Source organism: Variovorax paradoxus (genome assembly GCF_030811855.1).
Classification (GTDB): Bacteria; Pseudomonadota; Gammaproteobacteria; order Burkholderiales; family Burkholderiaceae_C; genus Variovorax; species Variovorax paradoxus_L.
In genome coordinates this window covers 949,932-960,815 of sequence record NZ_JAUSRN010000001.1, presented here as the reverse complement: position 1 = coordinate 960,815, position 10,884 = coordinate 949,932, and the positions used below count along the sequence as shown (strand labels likewise).

Sequence of the window (10,884 nt, the reverse complement as noted above, 5' to 3'; positions counted from 1 at the left end):
TACCGTTCCATGTCCTGCGGCATGTGCTCGACGTCTGAGCGCCGTCGACTCCGTCAACAAGTCGACGTCAAGAGGGCCTTGAGGCCGCGCTTACGGAACAGATGCGGGCATCGGCTGAATCCGGCGGCAAATCTCGGTCGCAGCACTCACACCCTGGGCGCATTTGAAGCATGGCGGAACCTCAGAAAGCTTGGTCGGTGGAGCTTAAACGAAGGCGAACTGGGCGACACAGGCGACCGTCCGGTCTTGGCCGACTGTAGCCGGTCGCGCTACCGTCGCGAAGGGCCCCTACCGGCCGTGTCCGGCTCCCAAAGCAGCCCATCTAGAACATCGAATTTGTTCCGCACCGACGACAGGTGTTTTAGGCGTTCACAACGTATGTGCCTGCAGCATGGTCGCCGAGGCGTCTGTTTTCACGGCCGAGGGCAAATAGCCAATCAATGAAGCCCAGTCCATTAAACGCGTTGCGGACTAGAGAGCGAGGCAGGCTGCATGAGTCACCTGTAGCCCTCTCCAAAACCTTGATCTTGAGGAGTCGCTTCCCGAAGCTTTGACCATTCAGGCCATCCTTGAAAAACAAGTATGCCAAGGCTACCCCGATGGATGCGTATCCAACCAAATCAGAGAAGGTCTTCGGGGTGTACAGATATATTGGGAAGTTCACGCCGAACAGCAAGAAGAAGAGTCCAGCATAGTCGAGTGTCGCAGCTACAAATCGCCTCCACAGCGGAGCCAGCAATGACTGGTCGAGCGGGCGCAGCGCAGAGGCGCTGGCAGGCACTGTAGAAAAAGAGTGCGCAACATCCCGCGACGCCAATTCAGCTTCGAGCACGACCTTGGCCTCAGGCGTCAGGTCAGTCGAGCGAAGACGGATCAACTCGTCAGTTTCAAGGCGGTCGTAGTGTTGCCTGAGATATGCGGCGTCCATGTTTCCCTCTGTCAATTCGGATTCTTATATGCCGACGCCAAAAGACGGCACTTAGTCGATTGTTATCTAAGACTCGGTCAGCGCGCACGCGCTTTCGAGGGCCGAGGCCGAAAGGACGCTTTTGGCCGACTGTAGCCTGCGGCGGTATTTAGATACTTGAGCCCCAAAAGCGATCATCGAAGCCGAAACAGTCTTGGCGCTCGCAAATGAGACATTGAGCATCGTTGAGCTACTACCGGGCCATGACTGGTACTGGATACTTGGCAGGATGCTCCGGCTGCCCTTCGGGTGTCAGCCTTGCCTTCACAAAGCAGTCGATCTCAGCCGGCAGGGCGATGCCCGACTGCGCCGAGCGGGTCCAAATGTTCGCCGCTACCTCCACCGCATTGGGGTTGTCGTAGCAACCCCGAGAGAGTGCGCGGAGATTGGGCCAGCGCTCAAAGGTAAGGCCGACGGTCGTTCCGCAAGTTGGGCAGAACTCGACATAGACTTTCTTCCCGCTTACATCCGATGTGTGCTCGTACTTGCGTATCTCGCCATCGTTGAACTCGACTGCCTCGACGGGGAATACGGAGTTGGCGTAAAACGAGGAGCCCGTCATCCGCTGACAGAAAGTGCAGTGACAAACAAGGGTTCTAAGCGGCGCCTGTTTGACGCGGAACTTGACAGTTCCGCAGAGGCAGCCACCGTCAAGAACAAACGACATCTTGAAGCTCCTGGTTCAATTCTTTGATGACGCAAGGCGATATCTTTGAATCCTGCCACAGGTCTGACCGTCAGCTTTTGGCCGACTGTAGCCTCTCGCGCGCTTCACTCCTTGAAGATGGCAGACGAGAAATCCTGCAGCCGATGTGCCGCCGCGACTCTTTCGCCGGCGCGGTAAAGAGCAAGGCTTTCGTCAAGGATGCCTTGCAATTCGCTGGAAATTTGGCGCTCGGGAGAGTCAGCTTGCACGAACTGCACGCCGGTTCGCAGTTCCTCGAACGCCTTCTCCAGCGTCAGCTGCTCATCGTCACGCAAGTAGTCTTCTCTTGGGAACTGGTCGGGCGCCCGAAGCACTACGTACCCGATAAAGTTATACAAGCTGTCGAGGTCTCGAACCCAAGCCATCGAAAAAATCTCCTCAGTAGCCGCCTGTCTTGAGCGACCGGTTTTGGCCGACTCTTGCCGGCCGTGGGCTGGTCACCGGCTTAGGTGGTGGCCTTCTTGCCTATGAGTTTGTCGGCGCCGCTGTGCCCCAGGGGCCGAGAGCACCTCTCTTCTGAAATGCTCCTACGGCCATGCCCCCGATGCAGCAAACCAGCAGGAGCGAAGCGCCCACCCATGGACTGGTAGACCGAAAGATCCAAAGATGAATCGCGCAGAAACTTGCCAATCCGAGCCCGAAGCCCACGACAGGTGCAACACTTTTCATTGCGCCCGCGACAAGTCCTATTCCGGCGCCGAGACAAAGGAGCGATACCGTAGATGTGATCGCTAAACCCAGGCTAGCACCGGGACCGTCCAAGTCGTCAACCGCAATCAGGCCCCAAATGCCGAGCACGAGTAGAAAGCATACTGAACCCAGAACATACCCGGCGAGTGGGACCGCTTGGCCAGCATTGAAGAACATCCAGACGATGAGTCCAGTCACAGCAACGAGGGCAACCATGGGAGCCAAGATGTTCATGCGGCGGTGATCTTGTTTATTGAAAGTGTATGACGAAGGTCCGCTATTGGCGGCGGATTCCAGTCACGCCGCCTGCGGCAGCTTGTCATCACGCAACAGTCCGTCGAGTTCAGACCAAAGTTCATCACAGAGGCCAGGCCTAAATGCGGATGCCTTGAACACCGCATGCTCACTGCGATAAAGGTTCCAAAGGTCACGATTGGCATCAGCCACGCACGCCCGCACGTTCGAGAGGCGGTCAGCGGCTTTCACAATCAGCGCGAGCTCTTCCGACCCTGCTACTTTCGCCAGCTTCGCGTACGTCTTCGACTTGCGCTCTTTTCTGTTCGCGCCAGGTTCGTCCGTGAGGAGTGCTACGCATGCGGCGACTTCTTCGCCAAAGCGGGAGCAGACTTCGGCGATCGTCGCACCAGTGTCTTCCACAACATCGTGCAGATACCCGATGACCTGAGCGGTTAGGCCATACGGCGCGAGCGTCGCTGCGACCGCATCCAAGTGGTGCGAATAAGGGTGTGGTCCATACATTTGCGCGCCGTGCATGCTGAGCGCATAGGCGCGGGCAGCGGAAAGTTTAGAGGGTTCCATCATGGAATTCTGACTCAGAATCGACCAACTTCTCATGGCCGACAGAGGTCTACTCAACGAGACTCAAGAATCGCCGCGAGCCTGCGAAGCTCCGCGACAAGATATGGAACGTCTTGGCGTGCGTTGGCGATGAACGCGATGTCGTGATCCGAGGCACCACTCAGGTCCATTGAGCCATCTGCAGTAATGATGCAGCTTGAACCACTAGTGTGATCTTCACCTTCGATTGATGCGGCCCAAGGTCCTCGAGAGGTGGCCTCCACTCGCATCGCGATGAGATCGACTCGTCGTTCGTCTAACCATGACTGGTTGCTCATTTTTGAAGTCCTCGTCGTACCGGATTTTGGGCGCATCCGCTGTTAGCGAGTAGGTGGAGTTGTCGCCACGGGCTACCGATAGGGCTTGAATGTCCGCCATCGGGTGGATTTTCGTTTGCGGGATCAATGTCCGGTTGTGGTCGACTGTCGCCTGTGAGGGTCGCCCGGCTTCGGGCTCGTTGCAGTCATCGAAGCTTCGCAGAAAAGCGGCACTCAGCCTGGTGGTCTGCAACGGGCGATGAGCGTGGCTTACGAGCCGCTACCAAAAGAATGTTCTTGCTTCTGGGACGAACAGGCCGACTAGGAACCAAAGTGTGTGGCCAGTCCAAATCAGAAGCGTATAGAGCGCGATTTGCTCCGATGTCCAGGTGACGGCTGGCAGCCAGTCGACGATGAGGAGCGAGCGCCATCCCTCAAATTTCGCCGCACCGCCGGCCCATACAACCCAATACACGAACAGCGAATTCGCAGCGTACAGAAGAAGCCACAAGGCGATGCTCATAGATGTGGTGCTGGACGTCTGGTCTTGGCCCGGATTCTGCCGCTTCGTTGAAGGCCCGCTCCTGGCCGAATGTAGCCGAGTAGTTCGGTGTCGCAAGGCTGTGCGACATTGCATCGCGGCCTCCACGGAGACGAAGCGCGGTCTCCTCAGCAGTCCAATGGGCTCAGGCCGCGGCAATGCGCAGAAGCTTTGACGTTCATCGGCATCAGCGTGGTGACCGGTATGGCCGCCCCTGCCTTGCGGTAGGGGATGAACTTGGCGCCAACGAGCGCTCGCGCTGCGGCGCTATCGAGCACGGCACTTCCGCTGCTGCTGACCAGCAATGTTTTGCGCACGGCGCCGCTCTCGTCCACGTGTAAGCGCAGCACAGCGGTTCCGTTGGGCATGGGGTCATTCGTGTTTCGCCGGGGCATTCTGAGTTGCAGTGGCTCGGCCAGTCGAAGTTGGTTCGACGATACGACCTTGTCCGGCCACGCGTCGGCCTCGCTGCTGGTTGCGCAACCTTCCATACCGAGCACGCCACAGAGAAGCGCAGCAATCGCAAGGGTTCTCATGTGCTTGTTTCCACGTTCGTTCCGAATGTCGGCAATTGGCCGACTGTAGCCCGCCGCCACATTGGCGCAAATGGCCCGAAGTGGAAGCTCAGAAAGCGCGAGCTAGCCTAGGCCGACACCCCCGCTTCCCCAACACACTGAACAGAGTTGGGGTTGATTCGATCAAGACTAAAGCTTCGCCCATTCGCTCCCCAGCCTCTGGCGTCCAGGGCGTCATCGGTCACATCGAAAACCTTGAAGTTCCACTCCGCTCCGGGGCGGGGAAATAGCAGAGTCCCATTCGACTCGGTGTACTTAAGTGTCCACTTGCTTCTTTGGACTTTCCAAGTGCCAGATGCCCTCACGGCCTTAGACAGCTTCCTGTCAGTGATCAGGCTCTCTACACCACGCCCCTTGAATGTCCCGTCCGCCTCGAACTTGAACACGACTGATCCGGGAAAAGGTGAGTCACTGCCTGCAGTTCCGACCCAACAGCCAACGAGCCTCCTCTCCAGGTCGGGATTTCGTGAAAGAACCTTCTCGTTGAAAAGGGCTCCGCCTACGAGAGCAGCAAGTGCGAAAAACCTCCAGGAGATACGGGGCAGCTTCATGGTTGGCTAAGTCTGCTAGTGGCCGGATTCTGCCCCGTGTGCGGCGCCATGGTAGCTTCAGCACGATGCATCCCACTTCTCGCGCGCTCATCCTGGAGCTCTGGTTGGCTCGATCCGAGGAAATTCGATACGCGCCCGCCACGGAAGACGCCCTCGGTTTCTTCGAGAAGGAGTTCGGTCCCATCCCGGAAGACTTTCGCTGGTTCCTCGCCGCGTGCGGCGGCGGAGTCGTGGGAAGCGAATGGATCGATGGAATTGAACAGCTTGCCGGCTCACATCGAAAGCATCTGGGAGAGAAAAAGCCCGACGGCTGGAGAGCGAATTTCTTCCTCATCGGGTGGGATGGCGCTGGGCAGCCCTTCGGTATCGACCGAGCGACTGGCGAGATTGTTGTGGAGCCTGAGGGAAGCGATACGGAGGTGGACCGGCTATCGCCGTCGATTGAAGCCTTCCTGCTGAAAGGCCTCATCGATTGAGCCTGTGTGTACGGCCGCTCTTGGCCGATTGCGGGTTGCGGACTATGAGGAGTACCCAGGGCAGCCACGTTCGCCTTGTCCGAGGACCGACATCGTGATGGTCCCTCCGAAGTTGGCCCTCAACAGTTCCGTTGCGGCAACGACTCGCTTCGTTGCCATCGCACCGCAAGCAGGAAGGGCCACTGTAGCCGGCTGCTTTGCCAGAACGGCTGCGACTGCGTCGGCCGGCGTTTGAAAGTCAATGCCGTCGACCACGTACATGTTCGGCAAGACGAGCAGCTCAACTCGCTCTACCCGGTCCCGGGGCACTGAGCAGCCAACTGCAACCACGGCGGTAAACAGAAATGAATAGAGCTTCTTCCAATCACTTGTCATGCGCGAATCCTGTGCTCAATGCGAACTTCCGCTTCTGGCCGCTCGATGACACGCCCTTGTGTCCTAGTCTGCTCTCACATCAGGCCCCACGCGGCGGTCCGGCTCAGTCCAGCAGAGGGCTGTCTCGACTCGATTCGTCGAATGTCCACTGATACAGCGACCTGTCAGACAGCGGACCTTTTCCCTCACATAGGTCTCGCCAAGACAGGAAAAAGTTAGCGTCGCGATCCTCGAAAATGGGACTGTTTTCCCGGATCCTTCGCCACATTTCTTCGCCCGCCGCGTCGTTTTTGGATTTGTATTCCGCGAGTCTCAACGCCACGTTGGCCTTGGAAAACGCCGGCACATCAGCGCTCGCGATCCGGACGCCGAAACACACGTCGATGATGGCCTTGACCACGCCGAGCCGAGCGATCAATTCGGCGCTTCGTTGGGTCGGCGCTCTGAGCCACTCCCGGAAATGCGGGATCGGGTCGTCATACCGCACTTCATAGAGCGATGGGACGGACTCAACCACGTGCAACGAGACTTGAATCTGATGCGACGAAGTCTGCGCATCAAACCAGTGGATGAGGGCTTCGGCGGGAGGGAAAGGGCCTTGCTTCTTCGTTTTAGCGGTGCTCATGTTTTTAATTATCCGCTGTCGCCCCGGCGCGGCCCATTGGCCCACCATCGCGAGAGCAATCCGGCAAGGGAGCCGAGATGGGAACATGGGAAACAAGCGCATCACGCATTTGGCAAGTCTTGGCGAATGTCTGGTCCTGGCCGGATGCGGCCCGTGCACCGACACTACACCGACTCCAGATAGCAGCTCAGAATTTGGGCCTTCCGATAAAGGTCAGGCCCCGATACATCCTCCTGAGGTTCGTCGAACTCGACCCAGTAGTAGTTCTCTGGCCCCTTCACAGTCTGAACCTGCTCGGCTTCACTACAGATCGTACCCAGGAAGGTGGCCTTCCAGCCGCCACTGGCAGCCACATAGACGCGGGCATAAAGGTCGAAGGTTTTCATCAGAATCCTACTAATTAGGCACCCCGAGCGCCAACCGTCGTCAACGTCTGGAAGTGGCCGCATTTTGCCCTTGACTGGCGCCCGCCAACCAGAGCGCCAGGGATCCGTCAGGCTTCCGTCTGCTCAGCCATCTCTAGTGCATCCTCGACCTCGATTCCGAGGTAGCGCACTGTGCTCTCGAGCTTGGTGTGGCCGAGCAGGAGCTGCACCGCGCGAAGGTTTTTCGTTCGGCGGTAGACCAAGGACGCCTTGGTCCGGCGCATTGAGTGGGTGCCGTACTCGGCCGGGTCCAGTCCGATCTCCTCTACCCAACCATCAACAATGCGGGCGTACTGCCTGGTCCCGAGATGCGGAGACGAATGCACCCGGCTCGGGAACAGGAAGTCCTCGGAACGAAGGTGGGCCAGATTGATCCAGCTCGACACAGCCTCACGCGTTGGATCGGTGAGTTCAAATTGGACCGGTCGCCCGGTCTTTTGCTGGACCACGTTCGCCCGTGCGGCCGTCCGATCGCCGTTGGCAACATCGCGGACCCGGAGCTTGACCAGGTCGCATGCTCGGAGCTTGCTGTCGATTCCGAGATTGAAAAGTGCAAGGTCTCGAGTACGACGGGACAATTGGAGCCGAGTGCGGATCGCCCAAATTTCCTTGAGCTTGAAAGGCCGCTTCTGCCCCACGAGTTTGTCTTTGTTCCACGGGGGCCGTGGTGCTGAGATGGTGAGAGCGTCCATGGCGATCTCCTATGCAGTTTAGGGATCGAAACTTTGCGCCAGTTGGAGCGCCTGCCGGCCCTGAGCGGCTGTAAAGAGTTCTCCAAAGCCGCCCTACGTTGGCCGTTTTTTGCGTTCAACGATCAAGCAGAAGCTACTCGGCCGTTTCACACCACGGTGGTCTGTAGATGATGGCGAGAGACGCTCCCTGTTCGACGTACCAAGCCGAAGGGTAGTCTTCTCGGTCGCAGGGCTCATCGCTCTTGTACGTTCCTCCGTCAGTGAAGTCGTAGTAGACGTTCATCGCGTCGAGATGACATCTCGCCCAAAACACCCACACGCAGGTGCTCTCGCCAACCATGCGTCTAGCGGCATCACCGGCTGGTCCGAGCGCTTGGCAACTGTGAAGGCCATCTGCATGGACGCGTACCTCGTGAAGGTAACCCCGGTGCAATCGAGATTGCTCATGTGGTGGCATCGTTCTCATGCGGAAGTCCGGTTCTGGCCGACTGAAGTCGGGCACGCCACCGTTGCGAACGGAGGCCGCCGGTCCCCATCGCTGTTCGCCGCCCCTCCGGCGCTACTCTCGGAACCAAATCTTGAGCGTCACATAGACCGCATAGCTCAGGCCAAGCACCATCCAAGCGAGGGTAAACATGTTGGCCCAGTAATCGCCCGCGTTTGCCGCCAGGGTGTAGATCTGAATCCTGCAAGCCTTGCCGACGCATGGCACCTCACCCCGAACCAGCGCGCGCAGAAACGCAAACAAGAGGTAGCAGGCCATGCCAGTAATCACGAGCAATCCCACCGGTCCTACAAGTCCTTCGGTGCGTTCGCCGTTCTCATTCCAACGCGGCTTCCGAAGCAAGTTTTGCCCAAATCTGTAGCAGGCAAATCCGAGCAGGAGCATCAGCGAGTAGTAAATAGCGGCACGCCTGTCATCGAGTCGTTGTGCGGTGAGCGGTGGGCGGGAAGTGCGTCGACAGGATGGTATCCGAGCAACGAGCGCGCTTTGGCGGGCGGGATTCAGTTAATGATCTCTCCCATGCCTACGCGTACGCGCTCCCTGAGCTGCCCGATGTACTCCGCATCAAAGAGTTCCCAGGTCTCCAGTTCGCCGACGATCCGAAGCGGCTCCCGGCTGCGGTACGAGCGTGTGGGATTGCCCGGAAACTTCTTGTCGGTGACGTTGGGGTCGTCCTCGAAGGCGCCCGTGGGTTCGACGATGTAGACGCGGCGACGGCCGTCGCCCTTCGCCATTTCGGCGGCCAGTCCGGCGCCCTTTGGCCAGGCGGTGAAGTAGATGTGGTTCATGACGACGTGGCCGTCGTAGTTTGAGCGGAAGCCTGCGGTGAGCAGGTCGCCCACCTGGAGGTCTGCCCGCGTGCCGTGGAAGTAGGGGCCGGTGTCCAAGACAGCCATCGCGGGTAGCTCCTCTCCAGAAAGGAAAAGCCGCGGAGTTTACTCGGGGCGATTTTCACGTGAGCCGTCATGAATGAGGGCCCCCTTTGGTTGCTGAACCTCAGGCTTCTTGGTTGGTTTTGCGGATATTCCCTTTTGGCCGACTGTAGCCGCTTGCGGCCGGTGGGGCTTTGGGCCCTAAGCCGAACTTTGGTTTGGATCTAGGTAGCCTTTTGTGCCTCGGCTGCAGCTACTCCAGGAACAATGCGAACTCTTCAAAGGTTGGTGGCAGTCGACTGAAAGCCCGATCGATGGTTTCGCGTCCCAACTGCGATTCAAGATCTGCCCATTCGTTTGGCAGCGGGGGGGCAAAACAACAAGTCGCTATTTCCGATTGATAGTGTGCAAAAACGCATGTCAACCACGGGCGCAACGAGCGCGCTCATCGTGATGAACGCGATAAAGCTGTCGCCGCGCGAGGCGGCATATTGGACGAGAGATTCACGCCCCTGGACGATAAAGCGATGAGTGAAACCTGGAGCAATTTGAGTTCGTCTCCCCGCCGCCAGTCACCTGGAGCGGTACGGAGACAAGGACATTCCATCGCTCAACAATGAGTTCGATTTCGTCACCCCAATTAACCTCGAGAAACGTACTTCGATAGCCTCACGACCGGTCGGCGCAAAGGGGCCCAAAGCGGCTGTACAGAATTCTCCAAAGCCCCCCTCGTTTCGAGCAAGCCGAAGCTACTCGGCAGTTTCACTCCGGGGGTCTGCAGATGGTGGCGAGATACGCAGATCACCCGTTGTCGAATCACACCTACAGACGAGTCTCCCTTTAGCCGCAAAGCTATCCGTTCCTACACACGCGACGAACAGGAGAAGCGCAGATGTACGTCATCATGGGTGGAACGGGTCGCGTCGGCTCGGCGACAGCGGCGGCGCTGCTTGCGCGCGGCGAACAGGTAACGATCGTCACGCATGACGCGAACCGCGCTGGCGCGTGCCTCAGGGAAGGTGTCGAAATCGTGGAGGCGAACGTCAACGAAGTGGCGTCACTGCGCGCTGCATTCCGGCGCGGTAGTCGTGCCTTCCTGCTCAACCCAAACGCCGATACGTCTGCGGACACCGATGCAGTCGAGAGGCGAACGGTCGCGAACATACTTGCCGCGCTGGACGGATCGGGGCTGGAGAAGGTCGTCGCGGCTTCGACCGCTGGCGCGCAGCCCGGCGATCGCATCGGCGACCTCAACGTCCTATGGGAACTGGAAGAAGGGCTGCGCCGGCAACCAATCCCTGCGGCGATCAACCGTGGCGCGTACTACATGAGCAACTGGGACGGCCAGCTCGACGCTGTCCGCAAGACCGGAACGCTGCAGACGATGTACCCCGCCGACTTGCTCATTCCGATGGTCGCGCCGCTCGACTTGGGCGAGATCGCAGCGCAGAGACTGGTCTCTACGCCGGACGACACCGGCATCCGATATGTGGGGGGACCGAGACGCTATTCCTCGGCGGACGTGGCGAAGGCCTTTTCGCAGGCGCTTGGCGCGCCCGTGGGCGTCGATGTCATCCCGCGCGACGAGTGGAAAGAGGCGTTCCAGGGCCTCGGCTTCTCCGAGGCTGCCGCGGACTCCTATGCGCGCATGACAGCGGTCAGCCTTGACGGCGGCTTCGACATGCCCGACGACGCGCTGCGAGGCGCGACGACTCTCGAGGCCTATATCCGCGATCTGCTTGCGAAAGCCTAGAGCCCGAGCGCAAACT

General features: G+C 58.9%; 15 protein-coding genes and 1 pseudogene. 2 read left to right on the top strand and 14 right to left on the bottom strand.

The window, feature by feature from the left end; genetic code table 11:
- Positions 1–94 precede the first annotated feature (94 nt).
- The 9 genes and pseudogenes from J2X92_RS04815 to J2X92_RS04775 form a co-directional block, all read right to left on the bottom strand.
- Positions 95–172: pseudogene (locus J2X92_RS04815) on the bottom strand (DUF1272 domain-containing protein); the annotation flags it as partial.
- A gap of 189 nt (positions 173–361) precedes the next feature.
- Positions 362–928, bottom strand: coding sequence for an RDD family protein (locus J2X92_RS04810; protein WP_307573802.1), 567 nt, complete (start codon positions 926–928; stop codon positions 362–364).
- Positions 929–1,160: 232 nt separating this feature from the next.
- A complete protein-coding gene (locus J2X92_RS04805; protein WP_307573801.1) occupies positions 1,161–1,634 on the bottom strand; it encodes a GFA family protein in 474 nt (157 codons plus the stop codon).
- 104 nt (positions 1,635–1,738) lie between these two features.
- Positions 1,739–2,038, bottom strand: coding sequence for a hypothetical protein (locus tag J2X92_RS04800; protein ID WP_307573800.1), 300 nt, complete (start codon positions 2,036–2,038; stop codon positions 1,739–1,741).
- A 622-nt stretch (positions 2,039–2,660) separates the two neighbouring features.
- Positions 2,661–3,182, bottom strand: a complete 522-nt coding sequence (locus tag J2X92_RS04795) for an HD domain-containing protein (protein ID WP_307573798.1) — start codon at positions 3,180–3,182, stop codon at positions 2,661–2,663.
- Between the two features lie 53 nt (positions 3,183–3,235).
- The gene (locus J2X92_RS04790) at positions 3,236–3,499 is read right to left on the bottom strand and encodes a hypothetical protein (RefSeq protein ID WP_307573797.1); all 264 of its coding nucleotides are present in this window, start codon (positions 3,497–3,499) and stop codon (positions 3,236–3,238) included.
- 259 nt (positions 3,500–3,758) lie between these two features.
- A complete protein-coding gene (locus J2X92_RS04785; protein WP_307573795.1) occupies positions 3,759–4,001 on the bottom strand; it encodes a hypothetical protein in 243 nt (80 codons plus the stop codon).
- A 146-nt stretch (positions 4,002–4,147) separates the two neighbouring features.
- Entirely contained in the window at positions 4,148–4,555 is a 408-nt protein-coding gene (locus J2X92_RS04780; protein WP_307573793.1) for an energy transducer TonB, read from the bottom strand.
- A gap of 107 nt (positions 4,556–4,662) precedes the next feature.
- Positions 4,663–5,145: a hypothetical protein gene (locus tag J2X92_RS04775; protein ID WP_307573791.1), complete on the bottom strand. Its 483-nt coding sequence runs from the start codon at positions 5,143–5,145 to the stop codon at positions 4,663–4,665.
- Positions 5,146–5,210: 65 nt separating this feature from the next.
- Between J2X92_RS04775 and J2X92_RS04770 the strand changes: the two genes are divergently transcribed.
- Positions 5,211–5,621 (top strand): SMI1/KNR4 family protein, encoded by a 411-nt coding sequence (locus tag J2X92_RS04770; protein ID WP_307573790.1) that lies wholly within the window; start codon positions 5,211–5,213, stop codon positions 5,619–5,621.
- Positions 5,622–6,099: 478 nt separating this feature from the next.
- Here the strand turns inward: J2X92_RS04770 and J2X92_RS04765 are convergent, their stop codons facing one another.
- From J2X92_RS04765 to arr, 5 genes are all read right to left on the bottom strand, one after another.
- The gene (locus tag J2X92_RS04765) at positions 6,100–6,621 is read right to left on the bottom strand and encodes a hypothetical protein (protein WP_307573789.1); all 522 of its coding nucleotides are present in this window, start codon (positions 6,619–6,621) and stop codon (positions 6,100–6,102) included.
- Between the two features lie 164 nt (positions 6,622–6,785).
- A complete protein-coding gene (locus J2X92_RS04760) occupies positions 6,786–7,007 on the bottom strand; it encodes a hypothetical protein (protein WP_307573788.1) in 222 nt (73 codons plus the stop codon).
- 107 nt (positions 7,008–7,114) lie between these two features.
- Positions 7,115–7,738: a site-specific integrase gene (locus J2X92_RS04755; protein WP_307573787.1), complete on the bottom strand. Its 624-nt coding sequence runs from the start codon at positions 7,736–7,738 to the stop codon at positions 7,115–7,117.
- 559 nt (positions 7,739–8,297) lie between these two features.
- Positions 8,298–8,627, bottom strand: coding sequence for a hypothetical protein (locus J2X92_RS04750; RefSeq protein WP_307573786.1), 330 nt, complete (start codon positions 8,625–8,627; stop codon positions 8,298–8,300).
- Positions 8,628–8,743: 116 nt separating this feature from the next.
- Positions 8,744–9,139: an NAD(+)--rifampin ADP-ribosyltransferase gene (gene arr / locus J2X92_RS04745; RefSeq protein WP_307573784.1), complete on the bottom strand. Its 396-nt coding sequence runs from the start codon at positions 9,137–9,139 to the stop codon at positions 8,744–8,746.
- A gap of 868 nt (positions 9,140–10,007) precedes the next feature.
- On the opposite strand from arr, the gene J2X92_RS04740 reads away from it, so the two are divergent.
- On the top strand, positions 10,008–10,868 hold the full coding sequence (locus tag J2X92_RS04740) for an NmrA family NAD(P)-binding protein (protein ID WP_307573782.1): 861 nt from the start codon (positions 10,008–10,010) through the stop codon (positions 10,866–10,868).
- Positions 10,869–10,884 lie beyond the last annotated feature (16 nt).

Bases quoted from the DNA above. Each gene is read 5' to 3' on its own strand.
- J2X92_RS04810 (WP_307573802.1), bottom strand. From the start codon at position 928: ATGGACGCCGCATATCTCAGGCAACACTACGACCGCCTTGAAACTGAC.
- J2X92_RS04805 (WP_307573801.1), bottom strand. From the start codon at position 1,634: ATGTCGTTTGTTCTTGACGGTGGCTGCCTCTGCGGAACTGTCAAGTTC.
- J2X92_RS04800 (WP_307573800.1), bottom strand. From the start codon at position 2,038: ATGGCTTGGGTTCGAGACCTCGACAGCTTGTATAACTTTATCGGGTAC.
- J2X92_RS04795 (WP_307573798.1), bottom strand. From the start codon at position 3,182: ATGGAACCCTCTAAACTTTCCGCTGCCCGCGCCTATGCGCTCAGCATG.
- J2X92_RS04790 (WP_307573797.1), bottom strand. From the start codon at position 3,499: ATGAGCAACCAGTCATGGTTAGACGAACGACGAGTCGATCTCATCGCG.
- J2X92_RS04785 (WP_307573795.1), bottom strand. From the start codon at position 4,001: ATGAGCATCGCCTTGTGGCTTCTTCTGTACGCTGCGAATTCGCTGTTC.
- J2X92_RS04780 (WP_307573793.1), bottom strand. From the start codon at position 4,555: ATGAGAACCCTTGCGATTGCTGCGCTTCTCTGTGGCGTGCTCGGTATG.
- J2X92_RS04775 (WP_307573791.1), bottom strand. From the start codon at position 5,145: ATGAAGCTGCCCCGTATCTCCTGGAGGTTTTTCGCACTTGCTGCTCTC.
- J2X92_RS04770 (WP_307573790.1), top strand. From the start codon at position 5,211: ATGCATCCCACTTCTCGCGCGCTCATCCTGGAGCTCTGGTTGGCTCGA.
- J2X92_RS04765 (WP_307573789.1), bottom strand. From the start codon at position 6,621: ATGAGCACCGCTAAAACGAAGAAGCAAGGCCCTTTCCCTCCCGCCGAA.
- J2X92_RS04760 (WP_307573788.1), bottom strand. From the start codon at position 7,007: ATGAAAACCTTCGACCTTTATGCCCGCGTCTATGTGGCTGCCAGTGGC.
- J2X92_RS04755 (WP_307573787.1), bottom strand. From the start codon at position 7,738: ATGGACGCTCTCACCATCTCAGCACCACGGCCCCCGTGGAACAAAGAC.
- J2X92_RS04750 (WP_307573786.1), bottom strand. From the start codon at position 8,627: ATGCTCCTGCTCGGATTTGCCTGCTACAGATTTGGGCAAAACTTGCTT.
- arr (WP_307573784.1), bottom strand. From the start codon at position 9,139: ATGGCTGTCTTGGACACCGGCCCCTACTTCCACGGCACGCGGGCAGAC.
- J2X92_RS04740 (WP_307573782.1), top strand. From the start codon at position 10,008: ATGTACGTCATCATGGGTGGAACGGGTCGCGTCGGCTCGGCGACAGCG.